This is a genomic window from Kitasatospora sp. NPDC086009 (genome assembly GCF_044540385.1).
Lineage (GTDB): Bacteria > Actinomycetota > Actinomycetes > Streptomycetales > Streptomycetaceae > Kitasatospora.
Genome location: NZ_JBITSA010000001.1, coordinates 60,113 through 86,046, shown reverse-complemented (window position 1 = coordinate 86,046; position 25,934 = coordinate 60,113). Strand labels below are relative to the sequence as shown.

General features: G+C 71.7%; 26 protein-coding genes. 15 read left to right on the top strand and 11 right to left on the bottom strand.

The window, feature by feature from the left end; genetic code table 11:
* Positions 1 to 76 precede the first annotated feature (76 nt).
* Positions 77 to 334, top strand: a complete 258-nt coding sequence (locus ACIF6L_RS00420) for an SCO4848 family membrane protein (protein WP_352291255.1) — start codon at positions 77 to 79, stop codon at positions 332 to 334.
* Positions 335 to 398: 64 nt separating this feature from the next.
* On the opposite strand, the gene ACIF6L_RS00415 is transcribed toward ACIF6L_RS00420, so the two are convergent.
* Genes ACIF6L_RS00415 through sdhC form a run of 4 tightly spaced genes read right to left on the bottom strand, consistent with a single transcriptional unit; the run spans position 399 to position 3,827 of the window.
* Positions 399 to 1,172, bottom strand: coding sequence for a succinate dehydrogenase iron-sulfur subunit (locus ACIF6L_RS00415; RefSeq protein WP_352291254.1), 774 nt, complete (start codon positions 1,170 to 1,172; stop codon positions 399 to 401).
* Entirely contained in the window at positions 1,172 to 2,914 is a 1,743-nt protein-coding gene (sdhA, locus tag ACIF6L_RS00410; protein ID WP_329488024.1) for a succinate dehydrogenase flavoprotein subunit, read from the bottom strand. Before sdhA ends, ACIF6L_RS00415 begins: the two co-directional genes overlap by 1 nt.
* 32 nt (positions 2,915 to 2,946) lie before the next feature.
* Entirely contained in the window at positions 2,947 to 3,438 is a 492-nt protein-coding gene (locus tag ACIF6L_RS00405) for a succinate dehydrogenase hydrophobic membrane anchor subunit (RefSeq protein WP_329488023.1), read from the bottom strand.
* An 8-nt stretch (positions 3,439 to 3,446) separates the two neighbouring features.
* Positions 3,447 to 3,827, bottom strand: coding sequence for a succinate dehydrogenase, cytochrome b556 subunit (sdhC, locus tag ACIF6L_RS00400; RefSeq protein WP_329488022.1), 381 nt, complete (start codon positions 3,825 to 3,827; stop codon positions 3,447 to 3,449).
* Between the two features lie 265 nt (positions 3,828 to 4,092).
* Here sdhC and ACIF6L_RS00395 point away from each other — a divergent pair, with 265 nt between their 5' ends.
* The gene (locus tag ACIF6L_RS00395; protein ID WP_396485565.1) at positions 4,093 to 4,860 is read left to right on the top strand and encodes a hypothetical protein; all 768 of its coding nucleotides are present in this window, start codon (positions 4,093 to 4,095) and stop codon (positions 4,858 to 4,860) included.
* A 13-nt stretch (positions 4,861 to 4,873) separates the two neighbouring features.
* Here ACIF6L_RS00395 and ACIF6L_RS00390 read toward each other — a convergent pair whose 3' ends face one another.
* The 3 genes from ACIF6L_RS00390 to ACIF6L_RS00380 form a co-directional block, all read right to left on the bottom strand.
* Positions 4,874 to 5,359 carry a 2-oxo-4-hydroxy-4-carboxy-5-ureidoimidazoline decarboxylase gene (locus ACIF6L_RS00390; protein ID WP_329488020.1) on the bottom strand — a complete coding sequence of 162 codons (486 nt, stop codon included), beginning with the start codon at positions 5,357 to 5,359 and terminating at the stop codon, positions 4,874 to 4,876.
* 312 nt (positions 5,360 to 5,671) lie between these two features.
* Positions 5,672 to 7,321, bottom strand: coding sequence for an alpha/beta hydrolase (locus tag ACIF6L_RS00385; RefSeq protein WP_396485563.1), 1,650 nt, complete (start codon positions 7,319 to 7,321; stop codon positions 5,672 to 5,674).
* A 78-nt stretch (positions 7,322 to 7,399) separates the two neighbouring features.
* A complete protein-coding gene (locus ACIF6L_RS00380; protein WP_396485561.1) occupies positions 7,400 to 8,140 on the bottom strand; it encodes an SDR family oxidoreductase in 741 nt (246 codons plus the stop codon).
* A gap of 354 nt (positions 8,141 to 8,494) precedes the next feature.
* On the opposite strand from ACIF6L_RS00380, the gene ACIF6L_RS00375 reads away from it, so the two are divergent.
* The 7 genes from ACIF6L_RS00375 to ACIF6L_RS00345 all read left to right on the top strand — a co-directional run bounded on the left by ACIF6L_RS00375 (position 8,495) and on the right by ACIF6L_RS00345 (position 17,203).
* Positions 8,495 to 9,739: an amidohydrolase gene (locus ACIF6L_RS00375; protein WP_396486175.1), complete on the top strand. Its 1,245-nt coding sequence runs from the start codon at positions 8,495 to 8,497 to the stop codon at positions 9,737 to 9,739.
* Positions 9,740 to 10,048: 309 nt separating this feature from the next.
* Positions 10,049 to 11,101, top strand: a complete 1,053-nt coding sequence (locus ACIF6L_RS00370; protein WP_329488017.1) for a BMP family ABC transporter substrate-binding protein — start codon at positions 10,049 to 10,051, stop codon at positions 11,099 to 11,101.
* 338 nt (positions 11,102 to 11,439) lie between these two features.
* The gene (locus ACIF6L_RS00365) at positions 11,440 to 13,011 is read left to right on the top strand and encodes an ABC transporter ATP-binding protein (protein WP_396486174.1); all 1,572 of its coding nucleotides are present in this window, start codon (positions 11,440 to 11,442) and stop codon (positions 13,009 to 13,011) included.
* Positions 13,012 to 13,015: 4 nt separating this feature from the next.
* Positions 13,016 to 14,170, top strand: coding sequence for an ABC transporter permease (locus tag ACIF6L_RS00360; RefSeq protein WP_329488016.1), 1,155 nt, complete (start codon positions 13,016 to 13,018; stop codon positions 14,168 to 14,170).
* A complete protein-coding gene (locus ACIF6L_RS00355) occupies positions 14,167 to 15,432 on the top strand; it encodes an ABC transporter permease (RefSeq protein WP_352291250.1) in 1,266 nt (421 codons plus the stop codon). The genes ACIF6L_RS00360 and ACIF6L_RS00355 overlap by 4 nt, the downstream gene beginning before the upstream one ends.
* On the top strand, positions 15,429 to 15,827 hold the full coding sequence (locus ACIF6L_RS00350) for a cytidine deaminase (RefSeq protein ID WP_329488014.1): 399 nt from the start codon (positions 15,429 to 15,431) through the stop codon (positions 15,825 to 15,827). Before ACIF6L_RS00355 ends, ACIF6L_RS00350 begins: the two co-directional genes overlap by 4 nt.
* Positions 15,828 to 15,925: 98 nt before the next feature.
* Positions 15,926 to 17,203 carry a thymidine phosphorylase gene (locus ACIF6L_RS00345; protein WP_359803565.1) on the top strand — a complete coding sequence of 426 codons (1,278 nt, stop codon included), beginning with the start codon at positions 15,926 to 15,928 and terminating at the stop codon, positions 17,201 to 17,203.
* Positions 17,204 to 17,230: 27 nt separating this feature from the next.
* Here the strand turns inward: ACIF6L_RS00345 and ACIF6L_RS00340 are convergent, their stop codons facing one another.
* From ACIF6L_RS00340 to ACIF6L_RS00330, 3 genes are all read right to left on the bottom strand, one after another.
* Complete coding sequence (locus ACIF6L_RS00340) at positions 17,231 to 17,785, bottom strand: Uma2 family endonuclease (protein WP_396485557.1); 555 nt, start codon at positions 17,783 to 17,785, stop codon at positions 17,231 to 17,233.
* A 41-nt stretch (positions 17,786 to 17,826) separates the two neighbouring features.
* Positions 17,827 to 18,501 (bottom strand): alpha/beta fold hydrolase, encoded by a 675-nt coding sequence (locus ACIF6L_RS00335; RefSeq protein ID WP_396485556.1) that lies wholly within the window; start codon positions 18,499 to 18,501, stop codon positions 17,827 to 17,829.
* A gap of 115 nt (positions 18,502 to 18,616) precedes the next feature.
* The gene (locus ACIF6L_RS00330; protein WP_396485554.1) at positions 18,617 to 19,906 is read right to left on the bottom strand and encodes an MFS transporter; all 1,290 of its coding nucleotides are present in this window, start codon (positions 19,904 to 19,906) and stop codon (positions 18,617 to 18,619) included.
* Positions 19,907 to 20,013: 107 nt separating this feature from the next.
* On the opposite strand from ACIF6L_RS00330, the gene ACIF6L_RS00325 reads away from it, so the two are divergent.
* The 3 genes from ACIF6L_RS00325 (at position 20,014) to ACIF6L_RS00315 (ending at position 22,803) form a co-directional block, all read left to right on the top strand.
* Positions 20,014 to 20,976 carry a LysR family transcriptional regulator gene (locus ACIF6L_RS00325; RefSeq protein WP_396485552.1) on the top strand — a complete coding sequence of 321 codons (963 nt, stop codon included), beginning with the start codon at positions 20,014 to 20,016 and terminating at the stop codon, positions 20,974 to 20,976.
* A 120-nt stretch (positions 20,977 to 21,096) separates the two neighbouring features.
* Positions 21,097 to 22,245 carry an adenosine deaminase gene (locus ACIF6L_RS00320; RefSeq protein ID WP_329488009.1) on the top strand — a complete coding sequence of 383 codons (1,149 nt, stop codon included), beginning with the start codon at positions 21,097 to 21,099 and terminating at the stop codon, positions 22,243 to 22,245.
* Between the two features lie 204 nt (positions 22,246 to 22,449).
* Positions 22,450 to 22,803 carry an ATP-binding protein gene (locus ACIF6L_RS00315; protein WP_396485549.1) on the top strand — a complete coding sequence of 118 codons (354 nt, stop codon included), beginning with the start codon at positions 22,450 to 22,452 and terminating at the stop codon, positions 22,801 to 22,803.
* 155 nt (positions 22,804 to 22,958) lie between these two features.
* Here ACIF6L_RS00315 and ACIF6L_RS00310 read toward each other — a convergent pair whose 3' ends face one another.
* On the bottom strand, positions 22,959 to 23,141 hold the full coding sequence (locus tag ACIF6L_RS00310; RefSeq protein ID WP_329488007.1) for a PspC domain-containing protein: 183 nt from the start codon (positions 23,139 to 23,141) through the stop codon (positions 22,959 to 22,961).
* 322 nt (positions 23,142 to 23,463) lie between these two features.
* Between ACIF6L_RS00310 and ACIF6L_RS00305 the strand changes: the two genes are divergently transcribed.
* The 3 genes from ACIF6L_RS00305 to ACIF6L_RS00295 are packed head-to-tail and all read left to right on the top strand — an operon-like array spanning position 23,464 to position 25,918.
* Positions 23,464 to 23,874 carry a GntR family transcriptional regulator gene (locus ACIF6L_RS00305; protein ID WP_396486173.1) on the top strand — a complete coding sequence of 137 codons (411 nt, stop codon included), beginning with the start codon at positions 23,464 to 23,466 and terminating at the stop codon, positions 23,872 to 23,874.
* Positions 23,871 to 24,830: an ABC transporter ATP-binding protein gene (locus ACIF6L_RS00300; protein ID WP_396485547.1), complete on the top strand. Its 960-nt coding sequence runs from the start codon at positions 23,871 to 23,873 to the stop codon at positions 24,828 to 24,830. Before ACIF6L_RS00305 ends, ACIF6L_RS00300 begins: the two co-directional genes overlap by 4 nt.
* Positions 24,827 to 25,918, top strand: a complete 1,092-nt coding sequence (locus tag ACIF6L_RS00295) for a hypothetical protein (protein ID WP_396485545.1) — start codon at positions 24,827 to 24,829, stop codon at positions 25,916 to 25,918. Before ACIF6L_RS00300 ends, ACIF6L_RS00295 begins: the two co-directional genes overlap by 4 nt.
* Positions 25,919 to 25,934: the final 16 nt, after the last annotated feature.

The following is a 25,934-nucleotide window of genomic DNA, read 5'->3' as shown; positions in this document are numbered from 1 at the left end:
GCCACCGTACGCCGAACGGCCGCCCGCGCATACTGGAACCGCACACCATCTTCACCTCAGCCGCCGAGGACGCTCCATGAAGCTCAGCCGCCGCACCTCCTGGTTCCTGACCGCCTTCGGCGTCTGGTCCATGATCATCTGGATCACCTTCGTCAAGAACCTCTGGAAGGACTCCGGCGGCCAGGCCTTCACCGACGGCGACCACTCCCAGCCGACCGCCTTCTTCTGGATCCACCTCCTGCTCGCCGTGACCTCCTTCGTCCTCGGCGTCGCCGTCGGCGCCATCGGTCTCCGCGGCCTCCGCGCCACCCGCCGCGAGCCCGCCGCCGAGTAGCCGCAACGCCGAGGCCCCGTCCGATCGGGTGATCGGACGGGGCCTCGGCGTGCTCGGGCAGGAACTAGAAGCGGCGGGTGACCAGGGCCCGCTTCACTTCCTGGATCGCCTTGGTGACCTCGATGCCGCGGGGGCAGGCCTCCGAGCAGTTGAAGGTGGTCCGGCAGCGCCAGACGCCCTCACGGTCGTTCAGGATCTCCAGCCGCTGCTCCGCACCCTCGTCGCGCGAGTCGAAGATGAAGCGGTGCGCGTTGACGATCGCGGCCGGGCCGAAGTACTGGCCGTCGTTCCAGAAGACCGGGCAGGACGACGTGCACGCGGCGCACAGGATGCACTTGGTGGTGTCGTCGAACCGCTCGCGGTCCTCGGCGGACTGCAGGCGCTCGCGGGTCGGGTCGTTCCCCTTGGTGATGAGGAACGGCATGACGTCCTTGTACGCCTGGAAGAACGGGTCCATGTCCACGACCAGGTCCTTGAGGACCGTGAGGCCCTTGATGGCCTCGATCGTGATCGGCTTCTCCGGGTTGACGTCCTTGATCAGGGTCTTGCACGCCAGCCGGTTGCGCCCGTTGATCCGCATCGCGTCGGAGCCGCAGATGCCGTGCGCGCAGGAGCGGCGGTAGGTGAGGGTGCCGTCCTGCTCCCACTTGATCTTGTTGAGCGCGTCCAGGACGCGCTCCTTCGGGTCCAGGGTCAGCTGGTAGTCGACCCACACCGGGTCCGGGTGCTCCTCCGGGTTGAACCGGCGGATCCGGAAGGTGACGGTGATCAGCTGGACGCCGCCCGCCTCGGCCGCGTCCAGAGCGGCCGAGTGCTTCTCCGCAGTAGGAGTGCTCATCAGTACTTACGCTCCATCGGCTGGTACCGGGTCGTGACGACCGGCTTGTAGTCGAGGCGGATGGAGGTGGTGCCGTCCTCGGCGACCTCCTGGTACGCCATGGTGTGCTGCATGAACTTCACGTCGTCACGGGTCGGGAAGTCCTCGCGGTAGTGACCGCCGCGCGACTCCTCGCGGGCGAGCGCGGAGACGGCCAGCACCTCGGCCAGGTCGAGCAGGTTGCCCAGCTCGACGGCCTCCAGGAGGTCCGTGTTGTAACGGAAGCCCTTGTCCTGGATGGAGACGTTCTTGTAGCGCTCGCGCAGCGCGGCGATGTCCTCGACCGCCTGCTTCAGCGTCGCGCCGGTGCGGTAGACCATGGCGTTGGTGTCCATGGTCTCCTGCAGCTCCTTGCGGATCTGCGCCACGGACTCGGTCCCGGTGGACTCGCGCAGGCCCTCGACCAGCGCCTGCACCTTCTCGGCCGGGTTCTCGGGCAGCTCGGTGTAGTCCACCGTCTGCGCGTAGTCGGCGGCGGCGATGCCCGCGCGCTTGCCGAACACGTTGATGTCCAGCAGCGAGTTGGTGCCCAGGCGGTTGGCGCCGTGCACCGAGACGCAGGCGACCTCGCCGGCCGCGTACAGGCCCGGGACGACGTCGGTGTTGTTGCGCAGCACCTCACCGGCGACGTTGGTCGGGATGCCGCCCATCGCGTAGTGCGCGGTGGGCTGGATCGGGATCGGGTCCGTGTAGGGCTCGATGCCGAGGTAGGTGCGCGCGAACTCGGTGATGTCCGGGAGCTTGGCGTCCAGCTGCTCCGGCGGCAGGTGGGTGAGGTCCAGGTAGACGTGGTCGCCGTCCGGACCGCAGCCGCGGCCTTCGCGGATCTCGGTGTAGATCGCGCGGGAGCAGACGTCACGGGACGCGAGGTCCTTCATGACGGGGGCGTAGCGCTCCATGAAGCGCTCGCCGTCCTTGTTGCGCAGGATGCCGCCCTCGCCGCGGGCGCCCTCGGTGAGGAGGATGCCCATGCGCCAGATGCCCGTCGGGTGGAACTGGAAGAACTCCATGTCCTCCAGCGGCAGGCCGCGGCGGTACACCAGGGCCTGGCCGTCACCGGTGAGGGTGTGGGCGTTGGAGGAGACCTTGAAGAACTTGCCGGTGCCGCCGGAGGCGAACACGACCGACTTGGCCTGGAAGACGTGGATCTCGCCGGTGGCCAGCTCGTAGGCGACGACGCCGGCCGTCCTGCCCTCGTTGATCAGCAGGTCGAGGACGTAGAACTCGTTGAAGAACTCGACACCGTGCTTGACGCAGTTCTGGAACAGCGTCTGGAGGATCATGTGGCCGGTGCGGTCCGCCGCGTAGCAGGACCGGCGGACCGGGGCCTCGCCGTGGTTGCGGGAGTGACCGCCGAAGCGGCGCTGGTCGATCCGGCCCTGCTCGGTGCGGGAGAAGGGCAGGCCCATCTTCTCCAGGTCGAGGACGGCGTCGATGGCCTCCTTGCACATGATCTCGGCGGCGTCCTGGTCGACCAGGTAGTCACCGCCCTTGACCGTGTCGAAGGTGTGCCACTCCCAGTTGTCCTCCTCGACGTTGGCGAGGGCGGCGCACATGCCGCCCTGGGCCGCGCCGGTGTGGGACCGGGTGGGGTAGAGCTTGGTGAGCACCGCGGTGCGGCTGCGCTGGGTCGACTCGATGGCCGCGCGCATGCCGGCGCCGCCGGCGCCGACGATGACGGTGTCGTACTGGTGAATCTGCATGGGGGTTCTAACTCGCCTCTGGCCTCTGCCGATTAGATGTTCGGGTCGAAGGTGAAGATGACCAGGGTGCCGAGCAGCACGGTGAAGACCGTTGCGGCGCCCATGAGGCCCTTCAGCCAGAGCCGGGTGGAGTCCTTCTCGGCGTAGTCGTTGATGACCGTCCGCATGCCGTTGGCGCCGTGCAGCATGGCGAGCCAGAGCATCAGGAGGTCCCAGCCCTGCCAGAACGGCGAGGCCCAGCGGCCGGCCACGAAGGCGAAGCCGATCTTGGAGACGCCACCGTCGAGCACCAGCATGATCAGCAGGTGGCCGAGGATCAGGACCACCAGGACGATGCCGGACAGGCGCATGAAGAGCCACGCCAGCATCTCGAAGTTGGTCCGGGTGCGGCGCGGGGTCTTCTTGGTCCGCTGGCGGGCCGGCTCGACCACGAAGGCGTCGGCGGGGTTGCCGGTGCCGAGGCCCTTGCCGGTGTGCGCGTGGGCGGAGGGAACCACCAGGGCGTCGGAGATTTCCGTGGACATGTCTCAGATCACTTCCCGAACCAGGTGGTCAGCGTGTGCTGAAGGATCGGGTAGAAGGCGCCCGCCATCAGGACGACCCACACCCCGACCACGGTCCAGAGCATCTGCTTCTGGAACTTCGGACCCTTCGACCAGAAGTCGACGGCGACGACCCGCAGGCCGTTGAGGGCGTGGAACAGGATGGCGGCCACCAGGCCGTACTCCATCAGGTTCACCAGGGGCGTCTTGTACGTCTGAATCACAGAGTCGTACGCCTCGGGCGACACTCGCACCAGTGCGGTGTCCAGGACATGAGCGAACAGGAAGAAGAAGATGAGGACGCCGGTGACTCGATGAGCCACCCAGCTCCACATGCCTTCCCGGCCGCGGTACAGCGTTCCAGCCGGCACGGAAAAACCCTCCGGAAGCGATTGGGGGCTCGGCCGGCTTCGGTGTCGGTCAGCCCGGCCGGGTACGGTCCACCGGCCGCCAGCATCCTATCGACGCGTTATTGCGAACCGCCTCCGGGGGCCCGAGGTGTGATCAATCAGGCACGACTGGCCTAGTGCGGCGGGAACCCGGGCGGCTCCGGAGGCCCCACGGCCACGCAGGGTGACCGTTCGACTGCGCTACCGTGGCCGCCGCTTCCGTCGCCGACACTCTGCCGAGGCCCCCGTGCCGCTCAGCCCGCCCCGCCGCCCGTCCCCCGCCGTCGCGGTCTGCGCCCTGCTGCTCGCCGCGGGCTGCACCACGGTCGGCGGCTCCGCCGACCGGGCCGCGCCGGCCCGCGAGCTGTCCGCCGCCGAGTTGCGGGCGGCCGCGGTGGCCGACGGCGACCTGGGGGCCGGGTACACGGTGACGGTGATGACGCCCGGTCACGGCGAGACCGGCTCGGGCGGCGGCCGGGAGGTCTCCGACCTGCCCGTCTGCCAGCCGCTGCTGGACGCGGTGACCCCGGCGGTGGCGGCGGGCGGCGCCACCGCCTCGCCGGGCTCGGGGGATCCGTACGCGGAGACCGATCTGAGCGTGGCGCGGGCGGCCGATCCCCAGGGGGGCGTGTACGGAGGACTGCTCGGCTACCGGACCGGGCGGGCGGCGCAGCTGCAGTCGGAGCTGGAGAAGCTGTTCGGCCCGTGCGCCTCGTTCGTCTCCAGCGCGCCGCCGCCGCCGGCGGAGAAGAGCCGCAAGCCGGTGCGGACCAGGCACCGGTTGACCCGGGACGACACGCCCACGCCCGGGGGAGCCGACGCGGTGACCGGGTTCACCCTGACGAGTGAGTCGGGCAGCGTGGTGCTCGCCCAGCGTGCCGTGGTGGCCCGGGTCGGACCGGTGCTGGCGGTGCTCACCACCGTCGGCGTCGGCGCGGAGCCCGCCCCCGTGCCGGACGAGCGGATCGTCCGGCAGCAGGTGGCGAAGCTCCGCGCCGCGCAGGCGCACGGGTGAGGGCGGGCCCTGCTCAGCGGGCTCCGGCTTCGGAGTGGGTGGCGACCAGGTGCTCCAACCGGGTCAGGGCGATCCGGCGGAGCTCGTCCGAGGCGATCAGCCGTTCCTCGTCCGGGTCGTGCGCCAGCCGGGTGCGGATCGAGCTGAGCACGGTGTCGAGCATCTCCTCGGGGGCGACCCCTTCCAGGCAGACCACGAAGACGTGCCCGAACCGGGCCTCGTACGCGGCGTGGGCGGCGCGAAGGGCGGTGTGCGCCGCCTGGCTGCCGGGTGCGCGCATGCCCAGGAGCGGCTGCGGCATCCAGCTCTCGTCCGCCAGCGCCTCGGCCAGGTCGGCCGGTCGCAGGTCGTAGGAGGCCTCGCTGGCCGCGGCCAGCAGGGACTCTATGTCGGGGTAGGGCCGGTGGGCGGTGAGCCGCAGGGCCCAGCGGTGGCTGCCGCAGCAGGCCAGGAGGGCCTCCTCGGCCGCGCCGGCGTCGGCCTCGTTGAAGCGGTGCAACCCGAGGAGGGTCGGCTCGGAGCTGGGATCGAGCCGCGGTGACGGGATGTCGCTGGCCAGCGGGTCCTCCTCGTGAGGGCGGGAAGGTGCCGGTGAAAGGGGGTGGTGAAGCAGGTGAAGTATGAGGCCGCGGGGCGGTGTTCGAGACCCGCCGGGCAGCGGCTCAACGGTAGTTGAGCGGTCATCAGTTGGGGAGAGCGCACGCGGAATTCATCCGATCGAGCTATCAAGTTGTGACGTTGACACCTCGGTGTCAGCGCCCTCCCCGTTCACATCTGCTAATCGTCCAGGCCTTTCGGCCGCCGGCTCCACTCAGGAGCAGCGCGTCCCCGGCGCCGGCATCGTCCCCTCGACGAGGTACGCGGTCAGCGCGGCGTCGACGCAGCCGTTGCCCTTGCCGAAGGCGCCGTGCCCCTCGCCGACCCGGGTCAGCAGGGTGGCGTCGGCGAAGCCCTTGGCGAGCGCCTCGGCGGAGGCGTACGGGGTGGCCGGGTCGCCGGTGGTGCCGACCACCAGGATCGGCGCGCTGCCCTCGGCGCGGACGGCGTGCGGCCGCTCCGTCGTCCGGAACGGCCAGCGGGCGCAGCCGGCCTCGCTGTAGTCCTCCACCGTGACGCCCTTGGAGACCAGCGGGGCCTCGGCCAGGAGCCTGGCCACCGCCTGCTGGGCGCGCTCCGCGGTGGGCGCCGGCGGGGCGGCGTCGGCGCAGCTGATCGCGCGGTTCGCCTCCTCCATCGGGCTGAAGTGGCCCTTCTCGTCGCGGCCGTCGTAGCCGTCGGCGGAGGCGAGCAGCGGGTCCACCTTGTGGCCGACCATGGCCCAGCCGAGCGCGTTGCGCAGGTACGTCCAGGACGTCTTCTCGTCGCCGTAGAGCGCGCTGATGACGCCCGTCCAGGCGAGGTCGCGGCCGACCTTCCGGCCGTCGGACGCGGTCATCGGGTGGCCGTACAGGCCGTCCAGGAAGTCGGCGGCCTTCTGGGCGGCCTTGGCCGGGTCCTTGCCGAGCGGGCACTCGGCCGCGTGGTTCTTCACGCAGTCGGCGGCGAAGCGCTCGAAGGACTTCTCGAAGCCGATCTGCTGGTCGACGCCGTGGTCCAGCCGGTCCTGGGCGGGGTCGACGGCGCCGTCCAGGATCAGCCGGCCGGTGTTCTGCGGGAACTCCTCGGCGTAGAGCGCGCCGAGGTAGGTGCCGTAGGAGATGCCGAGGTAGTTGAGCTTCCGGTCGCCGACGGCGGCGCGCAGCACGTCCAGGTCGCGGGCGGCGTTGCGGGTGCCGACGAAGGGCAGCAGCCGGCCGGACTTCGCCTGGCAGGCGGCGGCGTGGTCGGTGGCGTTCCCGACCCGGTCTGCGGTGCGGGCGGCCGGCTCCAGCGGGGTGTCACGCTGGTTGACCTCGTCGTGCTGCTTGTCGTCGTAGCAGACCACCGGGGAGCTCTCGCCGGTGCCGCGCGGGTCGAAGCCGACCACGTCGAAGCGGTCGTGCAGGGTGCCGTCGTACTCCGTGGCGCCGTACTTGACCATCTCGACGCCGGAGGCGCCCGGGCCGCCCGGGTTGACCATGAGCGAGCCGAGCCGCTGGTCCGGCCGGGCGGCGGGCAGCTTGATCAGCGCGAGGTCGAGGGCGTCGGCGGCGGGGGCGGTGTAGTCGAGCGGGACGTGCAGCCGGCCGCAGAGCATCGCGGATATGTCGATCTTGGCCCGGGCGGCCTGCGGGTCGGCCGGGCAGGCGGCCCAGGCGATCTGCTGGCCGTAGAACGGCTTGAGCGCGGGGTCGTCGGCGCCGGTGGGCTTGGCGGTCGGCGTCGGGGTGGCCGTCGGGGTGGCCGGGGCGGCCGACGGGGCCGCGGCGGCCCCGTCCTGGGCGGGCTTGGTGCTGTCGTTGCAGGCGGAGCCGAGAAGCAGGGTGCCGGCCGCGAAAGCGGTCAGCAGAAAGCGCGGGCGGGCGGCCCGAAGAGATCTCATCGCACGTATGTATCACTGCCGGGTGACCGCGTGGATCATGGCCCCGGCGTCGGACCGCCCGCCCGCGCCGCCCGGACGTCAGACCCGGTGCACCTTGTGGTTGGCGGCCTGGGCGCGTGGGCGGACGACCAGCAGGTCGATGTTGACGTGCGGGGGCCGGGTCACCGCCCAGGCGACGGTGTCCGCGACGTCGTCCGAGGTCAGCGGCTCGGCGACGCCCGCGTACACGGCCGCGGCCTTCTCCTCGTCGCCCCGGAAGCGGGTGACGGCGAAGCCCTCGGACTTGACCATGCCGGGGGCGATCTCGATCACCCGGATCGGCTCCCCGCACAGCTCCAGCCGCAGGGTGGCCGCGATGGTGTGGGCCGCGTGCTTGGCCGCCACGTAGCCGCCGCCGCCCTCGTACGCGGCCAGCGCCGCGGTGGAGGAGAGCACCAGCACGGTGCCGTCGCCGCTCGCCCGCAGCGCGGGCAGCAGGGCCTGCGTCATGTGCAGCACGCCGAGCACGTTCACCTGGTACATCGCCAGCCAGTCGGCCGGGTCGGCGGTCTCGACCGGCTCCGCGCCGATCGCCCCGCCGGCGTTGTTGACCAGGACGTCCACCCGGCCGACCTCGGCCGCGAAGGCGTCCACGGCCGCCCGGTCGGTGACGTCCAGGGTGTGGGCGCGGCCGCCGAGCTCCTTGGCGAGCTCCTCGATCCGCTCGGTGCGGCGGGCGGTCAGCACCACCTCGAAGCCCTCGGCCGCGAGCCGGCGGGCGGTCGCCGCGCCGATTCCACTGCTGGCTCCGGTGACCACGGCCACCTTCTGCTCGGTCATTGCCACTCCCTGGAGGAACGCGTCGGTCGGGGGAAGTACGTCGGTCGCTCGTCCGATCATCTCAATGACGCCGACCGGGCCCGCGCCGCGGTGGGGGACGTCCACCCCGGTGGGTCCTCCAGCCGTCCCGACCGGCGTCAATCCCCCGTCGGAGTGGCCCCGTGACCGCCGGTGCGGGTCGTCGTTGCACAGGGCACGCAACCCGGGGAAGGCGACTGAAACGAGATGTCATACCCACCTGCTCAGCCCCTATGCGCCCATACGGGGACTTCTTTTCGGGAAGTCGGGCCAAATCCCCCCAACAGGCCTACCCTTGTTGAGATGAACCGTCCTGAGTCCGCCCAGCCGGCCGTCATGCCCACCGCTGCCCGCCCCGTCGCCGCCCTGCGCGACCGTGTCGCGGCGCTGGAGCCGGAGCTGATCGCGTTCCGCCGCGATCTGCACCGCCACCCGGAGCTGGGCCGCCAGGAGTTCCGCACCACCGCCCTGCTGCGCGACCGGCTGACGGCCGCCGGTCTGGCCCCCCGGGTGCTGCCCGGCGGCACCGGGATGATCGTCGACATCGTCCCGGAGGGCGCCCCGCGCGGCGCCGAGTTCCTGGCCTTCCGCGCCGACATCGACGCGCTGCCCATCGACGACGCCAAGACGGACGTGCCGTACCGGTCGACCGTCGCCGGCCGGGCCCACGCCTGCGGGCACGACGTGCACACCTCCGTCGTGCTGGGCACCGCCCTGGTGCTCGCCGAGGCAGCCCGGTCCGGCGAGCTGCGCCGCCCGGTCCGGCTGATCTTCCAGCCCGCCGAGGAGCTGATGCCCGGCGGCGCGCTGGACGTGATCGCCGCCGGCGGGATGGACCGCGTCGGCCGGATCTTCGCGGTGCACTGCGACCCGAAGGTGGAGGCCGGCCGGATCGCGCTGCGCACCGGGGCGATCACCTCGGCCTGCGACCGCCTGGTGCTGCACCTGGACGGCCCCGGCGGCCACACCGCCCGCCCGCACCTGACCACCGACCTGGTGACCGCGATCGCCCGGATGGCCGCCGACCTGCCGGCCGCGCTGTCCCGCCGGATGGACCCGCGCTGGGGCGTCAGCCTGGTCTGGGGCCGGATCGCCTCGGGCTCGGCCCCCAACGTCATCCCGCAGCACGCCGAGCTGGAGGGCACCGTCCGCTGCCTGGAGCTGGAGGGCTGGCGCGAGGCGCCGGACCTGCTGCACGAGCTGATCGCCAAGCTGGCCGAGACCTACCGGGCGAAGTGGACGCTCGACTACCACCGCGGGGTGCCGCCGGTGGTCAACGAGGCCGTCTCGGTGGGCCTGCTGGAGGCCGCGATGACGGCCCGTTTCGGGCACCGGGACGAGGGGCGCGCCACGGCGGCCGCCGAGCAGGTGGTGGAGGACACCGAGCAGAGCCTCGGCGGCGAGGACTTCTCCTGGTACCTGGAGCACGCCCCGGGCGCGCTGGCCCGGCTCGGCGTCCGCACTCCCGGCGACAGCACGGTCCGTGACCTTCACCAGGGCCGTTTCGACGCGGACGAGCGGGCGATCGGGATCGGCGTGGAGCTGTTCGCGGCGCTGGCGCTGGAGACCGAGGGGGCGTAGTCCGCTCCCCGGTGGGCGTCCCGGGCCCGGTCCGCAACGGACCGGGCCCGCCGTCGGTTCACCGGGCCGGGCCTCGATCGAGCAACGCCCGATTTACCTGCTTCCTGGCTTTTTGTCCGGTTACGTACACTGGGCAGCGCCAGTTCCGATCACCCTCCGCGTACGGGAAAGGGGCCCCGGGAAGACTGTCAGACCACGGTTTGATAACAACCCGAATGCTCCGGCGACCTGTGACCCAACCGTGTTCTACGCGCGTTACGGTGGCGTCCGACCACGCTAAACGGGTGCGTGTGAGAAGGAGATACTCCCTTGCGCCGTTCTACTAAGCTCGCTGCGGTTGTGCTCTCGGGTTCCCTGGGCATCGCCTCGCTCGCCGCTTGCGGCGCAAAGAGCAACGACACCACCGCTTCCTCCGGCTCGTCCGAGGGCGGCCTGAAGGTCGGTATGGCCTACGACATCGGTGGTCGTGGCGACCAGTCGTTCAACGACTCCGCCGCCCGCGGTCTCGACAAGGCCAAGGCCGACCTGGGCGTCGCCGTCACCGAGGCCGACGCCAAGACCGGTGAGGCCGAGGCCGACAAGGAGACCCGGCTCAAGAACCTGGTCACCGCCGGCTACAACCCGATCATCGCGGTCGGCTTCGTGTACCAGGGCGCCGTCGAGAAGGTCGCCAAGGACAACCCGAACACCAAGTTCGCGATCATCGACTCGGCGTCCGACACCCAGCCGAGCAACGTCACCTCGCTGACGTTCTCGGAGCAGGAGGGTTCGTACCTGGCCGGTGTGGCCGCCGCCCTCAAGACGAAGACCAAGCACGTCGGCTTCATCGGCGGTGTGCAGTCCGAGCTGATCAAGAAGTTCGAGGCCGGTTACAAGGCGGGTGTGAAGTCCGTCGACCCGAGCATGGCGGTCGAGACCACCTACCTGACCACCCCCCCGGACTTCTCCGGCTTCAACTCGCCCGACAAGGGCAAGGAGGCCGCGCAGGGTCAGCTGGACAAGGGCGCGGACGTCATCTACACCGCCGCCGGCTCCTCCGGCAACGGTGCCATCGAGGCCGTCGCCAACGCCGGCAAGCTGGCGATCGGCGTCGACTCCGACCAGGCCGCCCAGCCCGCCCTGGCGAAGTACAAGGCCAGCATCCTCACCTCGATGGTGAAGAACGTCGACAAGGCCGTCTTCGCCTACATCGACTCCGCCAAGAAGGGCTCCCCCTTCACCGGCGTGAAGAACTTCGACCTGAAGGCCGACGGCGTCTCGCTCGCCACCACCGGCGGCAAGATCGACGACATCCAGGGCAAGCTCAACGACGCCGCCACCGCCATCAAGAGCGGCGCCACCACCGTCCCGACCGCTCCGTAAGGCGCGCCCGGACGTCGCTGCCGCTGCCGCCTGCCCGGCAGCGCAATGATTGACGCAGCATCAGGGAGGGGCCCGGAAGGGTGCGCTCAGTGCGTACCCCCGGGCCCCGTCCCGTACCCCACCGTTTTTTCTTGGCCCTCCAGCGCAACGACGCGCCTCCAGACCACCAGGAGATCGCCATCACCGCATCCGACCCCGCCCTCAGCAAGGGCGGTACCCCCAGCGCGGGGACGGCGACACCGGCCGTCGAACTGCGCGGCATCACCAAGCGCTTCCCCGGCGTCGTGGCCAACCACGACATCAACCTCACCGTCCGCACCGGCACCGTGCACGCCCTCATGGGTGAGAACGGCGCCGGCAAGTCGACGCTGATGAAGATCCTCTACGGCATGCAGAAGCCGGACGAGGGCACCATCGCGATCAACGGCGAGCAGTGCGAGTTCAACACCCCGGGTGACGCCATCTCGCGCGGCATCGGCATGGTGCACCAGCACTTCATGCTCGCCGACAACCTCACCGTCTGGGAGAACGTCGTCCTCGGCGGCGAGAAGCTCCACGGCATCGGGGCCAAGGCGAAGGCGAAGATCAAGGAGATCTCCGACCAGTACGGCCTGGGCGTGCGCCCGGACGCGCTGGTCGAGGACCTCGGCGTGGCCGACCGCCAGCGGGTCGAGATCCTCAAGGTGCTCTACCGCGGCGCCAAGATCCTGATCCTCGACGAGCCCACCGCGGTGCTCGTCCCGCAGGAGGTCGAGGCGCTCTTCGGCAACCTGCGCGAGCTCAAGGCCGAGGGCGTCACCGTCATCTTCATCTCGCACAAGCTGCACGAGGTGCTGTCGGTGGCGGACGCGATCAGCGTCATCCGGCGCGGCACCACGGTCGGCGACGCCGACCCGGCGAACGTCACCGCGCGCCAGCTGGCCGAGCTGATGGTCGGCGCCGAGCTGCCCTCCCCGGGGAGCCGCGAGTCGACCGTCACCACCACCGAGATGCTCGACGTCCGGGACCTGCGGATCGCCAAGACCGACGCCGAGGGCATCGAGCGCGTGGTGCTCGACGACATCTCGCTGCGGATCCACAAGGGCGAGATCCTCGGCATCGCCGGTGTCGAGGGCAACGGCCAGGCCGAGCTGGTCGAGGCCATCATGGGCATGCTGCCGCTGGACGGCGGCGCCGTCACACTGGACGGCAAGGACCTCTCCGGCTCGCTCACCCGCAGCCGCCGCGAGGCCGGCATCGGCTACATCCCCGAGGACCGCCACCGCCACGGCCTGCTGCTGGAGGCCCCGCTCTGGGAGAACCGGATCCTCGGTCACGTCACCGAGAGCCCGAACTCCAAGGGCCTGCTGCTCGACCCGGCCGGTGCCCGCAAGGACACCCAGCGGATCGTCGACGAGTACGACGTCCGCACCCCCGGCATCGAGGTCACCGCGGCATCGCTCTCCGGCGGCAACCAGCAGAAGCTGATCATCGGCCGCGAGATGAGCCACGACCCCAAGCTGCTGATCGCCGCCCACCCCACCCGCGGGGTGGACGTCGGCGCGCAGGCGCAGATCTGGGAGCACATCCGGACCGCCCAGCGGGCCGGTCTCGCGGTGCTGCTGATCTCCGCCGACCTGGACGAGCTGATCGGCCTCTCCGACACCATCCGGGTGATCTACCGCGGCCGTCTGGTGGCCGACGCCGACCCGGCCACGGTCACCGCCGAGGACCTGGGTACCGCGATGACCGGTGCCGCCCGCGGCCACATCGAGTCCGAGCCCGAGGCCGTCGAGGAGTTCCACGCGGTCACCGCGGAGGGCACCGAGGCCGAGGCCGCCGGGACCGGCTCCACCGAGGACGCCGCCGCCCAGGACGCCACCTCGTCCGACACCCCCACCGACACCGCCGACCCGCAGGCGGGGGAGTAGCCACATGACCAGTCCCAACCCCGCGGCCAAGAGCAAGCTGGCGCAGCGGTTCGACGGCGAGAAGATCGTGCTCGCCCTCGCAGCACCGGTGCTCGCCGTGCTGCTCTCCGTCGTGATCTGTTCGGTGCTCCTGGCGACCTCGGGCAAGAACCCGTTCGACGCCTGGAACGTGATGATCACGTACGCCACCAAGTCGGACGGCCAGGTGGCCATCCTCAACCGGTCCACCACGTACTACCTGGCCGCCGCGGCCGCCGCCTTCGGCTTCCGGATGAACCTCTTCAACATCGGTGTCGAGGGCCAGTACAAGGTCGCGGCGCTGTTCGCGGCGTTCGTCGGCAGCCGGCTCGACCTGCCGTCGTTCATCCAGATCCCGCTGCTGCTGATCACCGCCATGCTGGTCGGTGGCCTGTACGCGAGCATCGCCGGTCTGCTGAAGGTCTTCCGCGGCGTCAGCGAGGTCATCTCGACCATCATGCTGAACGCCATCGCGGTGGCGATCGTCGGTCTGCTGCTCGTCCCCGGCATCTTCGCGCCGGAGAAGAGCTCGACCAGCAACTCCATCCAGACCAGCCCGGTCTCGGAGTCCAGCCACTTCTTCGCGATCAACACCGACGGCGGGCCGCTCTACGGCTTCCTCTTCATCGCGATCCTGGTCGGCGTGGCCTTCCAGTTCACCCTGACCCGCACCCGCTTCGGCTTCGACCTGCGCGCCACCGGCCGCTCCGAGACCGCCGCGACCGCCTCCGGCGTGAACGTCAAGCGCATGGTCGTCACCTCGATGGTGGTCTCCGGTGCGCTGGCCGGCCTGATCGGCATGCCCGAGCTGCTGCAGAACTCGTACAACTTCGGTCAGAGCTTCCAGGGCGGCCTCGGCTTCCTCGGCATCTCGGTCGCCCTGCTCGGCCGCAACAGCCCGATCGGCATGGCCTTCGCCGCGCTGCTGTTCGCCTTCCTGGACGCCACCGGCTCGCAGCTGCCCCTCCAGGGCGGCTTCCCGTTCGAGATCGTCCCGGTCATGCAGGGCACCATCGTCATCTGCGTCGTCGTCGCCTACGAGCTGGTGCGCCGCTACGGCCTCAAGCGCCAGCAGCAGAAGGTCGGCGCCGAGCTCGCGGCCCAGGCTGCCGCCAACGAGAAGAAGGAGGTGTCCGCATGAGCACGGCCACCGCTGCCCGCGCGAAGGCGCCGGGCGCTCCCGCCAAGAAGCGCAAGTTGTCCTGGCCGGTGGTGCTGCTGCTGATCGCGGGCGCCCTGGTCCTCTTCTCCGCCGTGGGCATGGCCACCGGCAACCACTCGCTGACCTCCTCCGGCCAGGTCACCGCCGCGCTCAGCGCCGCCGTGCCGATCGGCATGGCCGGTCTGGGCGGCCTCTGGTCCGAGCGGGCCGGCGTGGTCAACATCGGCCTCGAAGGCATGATGGTCGCCGGCACCTTCTGCGGCGCCTGGGGCGGCTACCTGGTCAACCCGTGGTTCGGCCTGGTGGCCGGCATGCTCGGCGGTGCGCTCGGCGGTCTGCTGCACGCCGTCATCACGGTGACCTTCGGCGTCGACCACATCGTCTCCGGTGTCGGCGTCAACCTGCTGATCCCCGGCATCTGCGCGTACGTCAACCGGATCTACTACAAGGACTACATCTCCGTCGGCGCCGGGGCGAACCAGTCCCCGCCGGCCGATCCGCTGCCGTACATCACCATCCCCGGGCTCTCCTCCGGGCTGAAGGACATCGAGACCCACCACTGGTTCCTGGTGTCCGACGTCGCGGGCGTGCTCGGCGGTCTGGTCACCAACATCTCGGTGGTCGTGCTGCTGGCCGGCGCGCTGATCGTGGTCAGCTACTTCGCCCTCTGGCGCACCGTGTTCGGCCTGCGCCTGCGCTCCTGCGGCGAGAACCCGACGGCGGCCGAGTCGCTGGGCGTCAACGTCTACAAGTACAAGTACCTCGCGGTCATCACCTCGGGCGCCTTCGCGGGCCTCGGCGGCGCGTACCTCTCGCTGGTCGCGGCGCACTTCTACAAGGACGGCCAGACCAACGGCCGAGGCTTCATCGGCCTCGCGGCGATGATCTTCGGCAACTGGATGCCGGGCGGCCTCGCCATGGGCGCCGGTCTGTTCGGCTTCACCGACAGCCTCCAGCTGCGTGACCCGGAGTCGGTGCACGTGCTGATCCTGGTGGTCGCCATCGCGATGTTCCTGCTGGCCCTCTGGAACCTGTACCGCCGCAAGATCCCGGCCGCGCTGATCACCTTCGTGGTGGCCGGCGGCCTGGCGGTCTGGTACGCCACCACCGAGGAGGTGCAGCGTCCGCTGATCGTGGCGACGCCGTACGTGATCACCCTGGTGGTGCTCTCGCTGGCCTCGCAGCGGCTGCGGCCGCCGAAGGCCGACGGCCAGATCTACCGCAAGGGCCAGGGCAAGTGACGGCCCCCGCGGCGGCGGTCGACTGGGAGGCACTGCGGGCGGCGGCGCGCGAGGCGATGACCCACGCCTACGCCCCGTACAGCAGGTTCCCGGTCGGCGCGGCCGCGCTGGTGGACGACGGTCGGGTGGTCACCGGCTGCAACGTGGAGAACGCCTCGTACGGACTCGCGCTCTGCGCCGAGTGCGGCCTGGTCTCCATGCTGCACGCCACCGGTGGCGGCCGGCTGACCGCGTTCACCTGTGTGGACGGCAGCGGCGGTCTGCTGATGCCGTGCGGCCGCTGCCGCCAGCTGCTGTACGAGCACGGCGGGCCCGATCTGCTGGTCGAGCTGCCGTCCGGCGTGAAGCCGATGAGCGAGGTCCTGCCCGACGCGTTCGGGCCGGAGCGGCTCTAGTCTTTGTTTCTGTTACGCGCGTAGAGTGTCGCGAGTGGGGCCGCAATCCGGCCAGCTCGCGACACTCTTCGCATTTTGAACCCCCTCTTGGAGCAGCCATGGACGCCATCTCCGTCATCAGGACCAAGCGCGACCGCGGAGAGCTGAGCGACGCTCAGATCGACTGGGTCATCGACGCCTACACCCGCGGCGACGTCGCCGACGAGCAGATGTCCGCCCTCGCCATGGCGATCCTGCTGAACGGCATGAACCCGCGCGAGATCAGCCGCTGGACCGACGCGATGATCCGCTCCGGCGTCCGGATGGACTTCTCCTCCCTCGCGCAGCCCACCAGCGACAAGCACTCCACCGGTGGCGTCGGCGACAAGATCACCCTGCCGCTCGCCCCGCTGGTCGCCGCCTGCGGAGCCGCCGTCCCGCAGCTCTCCGGCCGCGGCCTCGGCCACACCGGCGGCACCCTGGACAAGCTGGAGTCGATCCCCGGCTGGCGCGCCCTGCTCTCCAACGACGAGATGATGAAGGTGCTGCACGACGCCGGCGCGGTCATCTGCGCCGCCGGTGACGGTCTGGCCCCCGCCGACAAGAAGCTGTACGCGCTGCGCGACGTCACCGGCACCGTCGAGGCCATCCCGCTGATCGCCTCCTCGATCATGTCCAAGAAGATCGCCGAGGGCACCGGCGCCCTCGTCCTGGACGTGAAGGTCGGCTCCGGCGCCTTCATGAAGAACCTGGACAACGCCCGCGAGCTGGCCCGCACCATGGTCGGCCTGGGCACCGCGGCCGGCGTCAACACCGTCGCGCTGCTGACCGACATGTCGACCCCGCTCGGCCTCACCGCCGGCAACGCGCTGGAGGTCCGCGAGTCGGTCGAGGTGCTGGCCGGCGGCGGCCCGGCCGACGTCGTCGAGCTCACCCTGGCGCTGGCCCGCGAGATGCTCGCCGCGGCCGGCGTGCACGGCAAGGACCCGGCCGACGCGCTGCGCGACGGCTCCGCGATGGACCACTGGCGCCGCATGATCTCCGCCCAGGGCGGCGACGTCGACGCCCCGCTGCCGGTCGCCCGCGAGCAGCACGTCATCCCGGCCCCGGCCTCGGGCGTGCTCACCGCGCTGGACGCGTACGCGGTGGGCGTCTGCGCCTGGCGCCTGGGCGCCGGCCGGGCCCGCAAGGAGGACCCGGTGCAGGCCGGCGCCGGCGTCGAGATGCACGCCAAGCCCGGCGACACCGTGGTGGCCGGCCAGCCGCTGCTGACCCTGCACACCGACACCCCCGAGCGCTACGACTACGCGATCGAGGCGCTGGCCGGCGGCATCGAGGTCGCCCCGGCGGGCACCGCGTTCACCCCGAACCCGATCGTGCTGGACCGCATCGCGTGACCCGCCGTCCTGCGCACGTGCGGCCGCTCAGGCGTACGTGCGCAGGACACCGGTGTCCAGCGTCCACGGGCCGACGGTGACGGTGTCGCCGAAGGCGAACGCCCTGCGGGACGGGTAGCCGGGCCCGTCGTGGACGATGCCGGTGCCCTTGCGGGGGTCGACCAGCAGGTAGAGCGGGATGCCCATGGCGGCGTAGTCGCGGACCTTGCCGTGGTAGTCGTTCTCCGGGTTCGACTTCGAGACGATCTCCGCCACCAGCAGGATCTCGTGGGGGAGCAGAGCTCGTCCCTCGTCGTCCAGGGCGGCTTCGGGGAACACCATCAGGTCGGGATTGCGCAGCCGTCCCAGTCCGACGTCCTCCAGATCCGCGCCACCGTGGGCGATGTAGCCGGGGTGGGTGTTCGGCAACTGGGCGTTCAGTTGCCGGGCCAGGCGGATCACGGCGAGCTCGTGCCGTTTCACCGGGGACATCATCATGACGATCTCGCCGTCAGCGATCTCGACCTTCCCTATTCCGGGAATCTGCGGCAGCTGATCGGCGATCTCGCGCAACCGGGCGTACGCAGCAGGATCGATGCTCATGCTCGGAGTGTATCGACGGGCCCCGGCAGCCGCGCCGTCGCTCAGCCGGCCGCCGTGAGGGCGATCTTCAGGAACTCCTCGGGGGCCTCGTGGATCAGATCGTGGCCGACCGGGAGGGTGTGCACGGCCCAGGCCGGGTCGTCGCGCAGGCGGTCGAAGGTCTCCAGCAGCGGGCTGTCCTCGAAGCGCTCGGCGTGGATGTAGACCCGGCGGGTGACGGCGTCGGCCGCACCGGTGAGGGCGATCGGCTGGAGGAGGCTGGCCACCGGGTGGACGGTGGCGCGCGGGTCGAGGGCGGGGTTCGATCCGACCACGGTGACACCGCCGCCCGCCGCGGCGCCGGCCAGGTAGCGCTGCTTCCAGACCTCGTTGACGATCCGGTAGGCCGACTCGCCGTCGCGGGGGACGAAGGCGTCCGCGTACACCAGCGCCCCGACCCGCTCCGGCACCCGGTCGGCGACCCCGGAGAGGACCATCCCGCCGTAGCTGTGCCCGACCAGCACCACGTCGGTGAGCCGCTCCGCCTCCAGCAGTCCGACCACGTCCTGCACGTGGGTGTCCAGGTCGACCGCCGCGTTGTTCAGGTGCCCGCGCTCGGAGACGCCGGTCAGCGTCACCGGGTACACCTCGTGCCCGGCGGCGCGGAGCCCCTGGGTGAGCGGCCGGTACCACCAGGCGCCGTGCAGCATGCCGGGGACGAGTACGTAGGTGGCCATGGCGTCTTCTTCCTCTGGTCCGTCGGTCGACGGTCGAACGGGCTGGGTGACGAGAGGAAGCTACGGCGGATACCCGACACCCTGTGTCAGGTATCCGCCGGGGAGAAGCCGATCGTCAGCGCCCCACCGGGACGGCCGCACGGCGGGTGGTGTGGGCGCGGCGGGTGGCGTAGAGGGTGACGCCGGCGGCGAGGGTCATCGCGGTGAGGCCGACGGCGGCCGCGCCGGGCCAGCCGGTGGAGTGGTAGGCGTCGGCGCCGATGGTGCCGCCGAGGCTGTTGCCCAGGTAGTAGGCGATCAGGTACAGCGCGGAGGCCTGGGCGCGGCCCTCGGTGGCGGTGCGGCCGACGGCGGAGGACGCGGTGGCGTGGCCGGCGAAGAAGCCGGCGGTGATCAGCACCAGGCCGAGCAGCGCGCAGAGCAGTGAGTCGGCGAGCGAGAGCAGCAGGCCGGCGGTGGTCACGCCGATCGCCACGTACAGCGCGCCGCGTCGGCCGAGGCGGCCGGAGAGCCGTCCGGCGGCGGCCGAGGTGCCGGTGCCGACCAGGTAGACGACGAAGATCGAGGCCGCCACCGACTCCGGCAGGTGGAACGGCGCGGAGATCAGGCGGTAGCCGACGGTGTTGTAGACCGCGCCGAACACCGCCATGAAGAGCAGCCCGAGCGCGTACAGCCGGACCAGCAGCGGGTTGCCCAGGTGGCGGCCGACGGTGCGGGCCAGCGCGCGGGCGTCCACCGGGGCGGGTGTGAAGTGGCGGGCGGGCGGGATCAGCAGCCGGAAGGCGAGCGCGGCCAGCAGCGCGAGGGCGGCGGAGGCGGCCAGGCCCCAGCGCCAGCCGAAGCCGGCGGCCGTCCAGCCGGAGATCAGCCGCCCGCCCATGCCGCCGATGCTGTTGCCCGCCACGTACAGCCCCATCGCGGAGGCCAGTGCGCTGGGGTGGATCTCCTCGGCGAGGTACGCCATCGCGGTGGCGGGGAGCCCGGCGAGGGCGGCGCCCTGGAGGACGCGCAGCACGACCAGGGTGGTGAGGTCCGGCGCGAAGGGCAGGGCCAGGGCGAGCGCGGAGGCGGCGAGCACGGAGGCCGTCATCACCGCGGTGCGTCCGTACCGGTCGGAGAGGGCGCTGGCCGGGAGCAGCGCGAGGGCGAGGCCGAGGGTGGCGGCGGAGGCCGTCCAGCTGGCCTGGCCGGGGGTGAGGTCGAGGTCGGCCGAGAGGACCGGCAGCAGGCCCTGGGTGGAGTAGAGGAGGACGAACGTCGCGATGCCGGCGGCGAAGAGGGCCAGGTTGGCGCGGCGGAAGGCGCGCTGCCCGGGGCGGTGGCGGGCGTCGTCGGTGGCGCGCGGGGACGGCTTGGTGAGGGCATCCGGCACGGTCGCGGACGCCCCGGTACTGGCGGGCTGCATGTCGTCGACGTTAGGACCGGCCGCGCTGATGCGTCCAATGCATGAATGCGGGAGAATCGATGCGCAGGAGTATGAGTGCAGGTCGAAGCGGTGAGGATGGCGCGGGAGTGGCGGAGGGCACGGACGAGGCCGATCGCCCGCACCGGCCGGCCGAGCTGGGGCCGGAGTTGCCGGCCGTCCAACTCGCGCCCCGGCTGGCGCAGTTCGCGGCGGTGGCCCGGCTGGAGCACATGACGCAGGCGGCCGCGCTGCTGGGCGTGCCACAGCCGACGCTGTCCCGGGCGGTGGCCCGGCTGGAGGCCGAGCTGGGCGTGGACCTGCTGGCCCGTCAGGGCCGGACCGTCCGGCTGACCAGGGCCGGCCGGCTGCTGCTGGCCTCGGTGGAGCGGGCGCTGGCCGAGGTCGAACGCGGTGCCGAGGCGGCCCGGGCGGAGGCGGACCCGGCGGCCGGGCGGGTGGTCTTCGGCTTCCTGCACACGATGGGGACGGACGCGGTGCCGGCGCTGCTGCGGGGGTTCCGGGCGGCGCACCCGCAGGTGCGGTTCCAGCTGGTGCAGGACTACGTCGGCGCGATGCTGGAGCGGTTGCTGGCCGGCGAGCTGGACCTCTGCCTGGTCTCGCCGGTGCCGGACGACCCGGCGCTGGTGGCCCGCCCGCTGGACGAGCAGCGGCTGCACCTGGTGGTGCCGGCCGACCACCGGCTGGCCGGGCGGCGCCGGATCCGGCTGGCCGAGGTGGCCCGGGACCCGTTCGTCGGGCTGGAGCGCGGCTACGGGCTGCGCGCGATCACCGACGGCTTCTGCGCCGAGGCCGGGTTCGTGCCGCGGCTCGCCTTCGAGGGCGAGGACGCCGAGACGCTGCGCGGCCTGGTCGCGGCCGGGCTCGGGGTGGCGCTGCTGCCGCCCGCGCTGGTGCCCCGGCCGGGGGTGGTCGAGCTGGAGGTGACGGCGCCGCGCACCCGGCGGGCGATCGGCCTGGCCTGGGCGGCGGGCCGGCCGCCGACCCCGCCGGTGGCGGCGTTCCGCGACTTCGTGCTTGCCCGCCGGGGGCGGTTGTTGCAGCACGACTGACCGGGCGCGCCGCGCGCCCGTGCGCCGCGCTCGGCCCTTCGGAGGAATTCCCGGTGCACATTGGCCGAACCGGCCGCGCGGGTGTGGCCTGTCTACGCGCGTAGGAGCTACACTCCCGCAATGGAGAACCAGACCCCTGTCACCACCGCGGGCACCGGCCCCCGGATCCCCACCCCCGACCAGATCGCCCGCGCCCCGAAGGTGCTCCTGCACGACCACCTCGACGGCGGGCTGCGGCCCGAGACCATCGTCGAGCTGGCCGCCGCGGTCGGCTACGAGGGCCTCCCCACCACCGACCCGAAGGAACTCGGCGAGTGGTTCCGCGAGGCCGCCGACTCCGGCTCGCTGGTCCGCTACCTGGAGACCTTCGCGCACACCTGTGCCGTGATGCAGACCCGCGAGGCCCTGATCAAGGTCGCCGCGGACTGCGCCGAGGACCTGGCCGCCGACGGCGTCGTGTACGCCGAGGTCCGCTACGCCCCCGAGCAGCACCTGGAGGCCGGCCTCACCCTCGACGAGGTCGTCGACGCCGTCAACGAGGGCTTCCGCCTCGGCGAGGCGAACGCCCGCGCGGCCGGTCACCGGATCCGCGTCGGCACCCTGATCACCGCGATGCGGCACGCGGCCCGCTCCTCGGAGATCGCCGAGCTGGCCAACCGCCACCGCGACCGCGGCGTGGTCGGCTTCGACATCGCCGGTGCCGAGGCGGGGTACCCCCCCACCCGCCACCAGGCCGCCTTCGACTACCTCAAGGGCGAGAACAACCACTTCACCATCCACGCGGGCGAGGCCTTCGGCCTGCCGTCGATCTGGGAGGCCCTGCAGTGCTGCGGCGCCGACCGGCTCGGCCACGGCGTGCGGATCGTCGACGACATCACGGTGAACGAGGACGGCAGCGTCGAGCTGGGCCGGCTGGCCGCGTACGTGCGCGACAAGCGCGTCCCGCTGGAGATGTGCCCGACCTCCAACCTGCAGACGGCGGCCGCCACGTCGTACGCCGAGCACCCGATCGGGCTGCTCAGCCGGCTGAAGTTCCGGGTCACGGTCAACACCGACAACCGGCTGATGAGCGGCACCAGCATGAGCCGCGAGTTCGGGCACCTGGTGGAGGCGTTCGGCTACACGCTGGGCGACATGGAGTGGTTCACCGTGAACGCGATGAAGTCGGCGTTCCTGCCGTTCGACGAGCGGCTGGCGATGATCAACGACGTGATCAAGCCGGGCTACGCCGAGCTCAAGGCGGAGTGGCTGTTCAGCGCGACCTCCTGAGGCGGTGCGGTCGGTCGGGTGAACGCCCTGGTCACCCCTGGGTGTTGGCGTTCATCTGACTACCCACTCGTGTGGGTTAACGGCCTTTGGTCCCCGTGCGATCCGATCACTACGGTGTGGCAGTCAACGCCGACCGGCGGAGGTGGCGGAACCCGCTACCCCGCCGTGAATGTCGGCCACCGACGAGGATCCAAGGGGACGAACATGAAGCAGGCCACTCTCAAGGCCGCCGGCACCGCCGTGCTCGGGCTCGCCATCGCGGCGGTCGGCGCCGGCAGCGCGTCCGCCGACCCGGTCGCCGCGGGTGGCCTCGGGCTTCCCACCGGTGCCGTGACCAACCCCGCCGTGACCGGCGCGGTCACCGACACCGCGAGCAAGCTGCCCGGCGGTGACAAGGTCGCCGGCACCCTCGGCACCCTGGCCCCGAGCGCCGGCCAGGCGATGGCCCCGGCCGCGGACGCCGCCCCCCGCGCCGGCGTGCCGAGCATCCCGGGTCTCGGCAGCACCCCGGTCGGTGGCCTGACCCAGGCCCTCCCGCTGCCCGGCCTCGGCGGCTGACGCTCCCGCCACGGCCGACGGGCCGCCCGCACCCCGGTGATCCCGGGGCGCGGGCGGCCCGTTTCGGCGTTCGGACTCAGTTGCGTGGGTGCGTGGGTGCGTGGGTGCGTGGGTGCTGGGCGCCAGAGGCGTAGGGGGCGTGGGGGCGCCGGGGCTCACGGCTCCTGGGGGAGCAGCAGCCAGAGCGCCAGGTAGATCAGGAACTGCGGGCCGGGGAGCAGGCAGGACGCGAGGAAGATGATCCGGACGGTCCACGGGGTCAGGCCGAAGCGCTCGGCGATCCCGGCGCAGACGCCGGCGATGACGCGGTTGTGGCGGGGGCGGGCGAGGCGGCTCATGGCGGTCTCCGTGTTCCTGGCGCCCGGTCCGGGCTCTCCGGAGGGCGTACTTCCATACTCCGCCGCCTCCACCCCCGGATCCTCAGCCTCGGCGGCGATCCCGACCCTGGCCTTTGTCCCCGGTGAGGAGGACCCGACCTCGGGGTTTGTCTCGGGGGTGCCCCGGAGGTTCGCCTGCGCAGGAGCGGGAAGTCGGGCGGGCCGACTTCCGGTGCGAGGGGGCTGGAGGGCCGCTCGCGGGGGCGACGGTCCGGTCCGGAGTTGACGGCCGATCATCTCAGGTGCACTATTCCACTAGTTAACTAGTGGAAAGGTGGATGTCATCGTCGAGTACCTCATCGACCGTCGCGGCGGCCTCTCGCCGTATCTGCAGATCATCGAGCAGACAAAGCGGGCACTGCGGCTCGGAGTGCTCCGACCCGGGGACCAACTCCCCACCGCCCGCGAGGTGGTGGAGGCGACGGCGATCAATCCGAACACCGTGCTCAAGGCCTACCGCGAGCTCGAACGCGAAGGCCTGGTCGAGAGCAGGAGGGGTGTCGGGACCTTCGTCCGGAAGTCCCTCGCCAAACCGCCGACCGTCGAGGACTCGGCCCTGCGCGTCGACCTCGCCGACTGGATCGCCCGGGCGCGGGACGCGGGCCTGGAACGCGAGGACGTCGCCGCTCTCGTCGACACCGCCCTCGACCGCGCCTACCCCACCAGCACCGAGGCCCCCGAGGAGTCCGGGTGAACCACCCCGCAGCAGAGCACCGACCGACCGAGGACGTCCCCGCGCTGGAGGCGACCGGCCTCGGTCTGAAGTACCGCCGGCGCTGGGCCCTGCGCGACTGCGAACTCCGGCTCCCGGCCGGCCGCGTCTGCGCGCTCGTCGGCCCGAACGGCGCCGGCAAGAGCACCCTGATGGCGCTCGCCGCCGGACTCCTCGCGCCGACCGAGGGAACGGTCGCGGTGTTCGGGACCGGACCGGGCGGAGCCGCCGCCCTGCGGCGCACCGCCTACCTGCGGCAGGACAAGCCGCTCTACCCGCGGTTCACCGTCGCGGAGACCCTGCGCGCCGGCCGGGAGCTCAACCCGGGCTGGGACCAGGAGATCGCGGAGCGGATCGTCCGGCTGGGCGACCTCCCGCAGAACGCCAGGGTGGGCACGCTCACCGCCGGCCAGCGCACCCGGGTCGCCCTCGCGCTCGTCCTCGGCAAGCGCCCCGACCTGCTGATGCTCGACGAGCCGCTCGCCGACGTCGACCCGGTGGCCCGTCAGGAACTCACCGGCATCCTGATGGCCGAGGCGGCGGAGCACGGGACGACCATCCTCATCTCCTCGCACGTCCTCGCCGAGCTGGACGGCGTCTGCGACCACGTCACCGTGCTGCGCGACGGGCGGATCCGGCTCAGCGGTGACGTCGACGACCTGCTGGACGACCACCGCCTGGTGGTCGGCGCCACCGAGGGCACCGACGGCACCCCGGCCGAGCTGGCGCGCCACGAGATCGTCGAGCTGCGCCGCACCGGCCGCCAGGCGACCGCGCTGCTCAGGCCCCACGGAGAGATCGACCCGCGCTGGGACGTCAGCCGGCCGAACCTGGAGGAGATTCTGATCGCCTATCTGCGTACCGCCGCCCCGCAGGGCCGGCCCCCGGTCGAGGTCGGCGCGCACACCGCCGGTCGCGAGGAGGTGGCGGCCCGATGAGTACCGCCGACCTCGCCACCCTGCCGCGGAGCCGCCCGTCCGGGCGTCGCCTGCTGAGCGGCACCACCTGGCTGGGCCTGCGTCAGGACCGCACGCCGCTCCTGATCGCCGGTTCCGTCCTGGTGCTGCTCTGCGGCTGGATGGTCTACCTGCACAGCCGGATCGCCGACCAGATAGCCGAATGGCATCTCCAGGGCTGCACCGTCGTCTACTTCCCGGCGGAGTGCGAGGCCAGTCAGGCGATCGCACTGGACGCGCACTGGGGCGTCGCCGTGATGATCACCGGCTGGCTGCTGGTGATCCTGCCGATCGCCTTCGGTCTCTTCTACGCGGCGCCCTTGCTGGCACGGGAGTTCGAGACCGGGACGTACGCGCTGGCCTGGACGCAGTCCGTGTCGCGGCAGCGCTGGCTGGCGGCCCGGCTGGGCGTGCCGCTGCTCCTGACCCTGGTGGGGTCGAGCCTGCTCGCGGTCGTCTCGACCCGGTTCGTCCACCAGGTCGAGGGGCGGTTCTCCCTCCCCGGCCTGTACCACTGGTTCAGCTGGATGAGCCGCAGTGCCTCCGGGCCGTCGCTGGTCGCGTCCTGCCTGCTCTCCGTCGCGCTCGGGGCCGCCGTCGGACTGGTGGTGCGGCGGGTGGTGGCCTCGATCGTGGTCACGGCGGTGCTGACCGTCGCCGTACGGTTCGCGGTGGACTCCGGGCGGTACCTGCTGACGCCGGCGCGGGAGGCGCTGGCGAGCGTCCGGATGGCTGCGCCCGATGCGGTCGGCCCGATGTCCGTGGTCCAGACCGGACGGGTGACGACGTCCTCGCCGCTCGAATCGCACATCGTGGAGAACGGTTTCCTGACCCGTGACGGCCTGCGGATCCCTTCCGACGGTGACTGGATCGGCACCCTCCCGGACGGGACGGCCGTCTGCCCCACCGATGCCTGTAAGGCCCACTACGACGTCATCGACCGGGCCTACACGCTCTACCACCCGCCGGCCGACGAGTGGGTGATGCACTGGACGCAGACCGGGCTGAGCCTGCTGGCCACGGCGGCGCTGCTGGTCTTCTGCGCGCTGTGGGTGCGCCGCGTGCGCTGAGCCGGCGTGGGGTGCG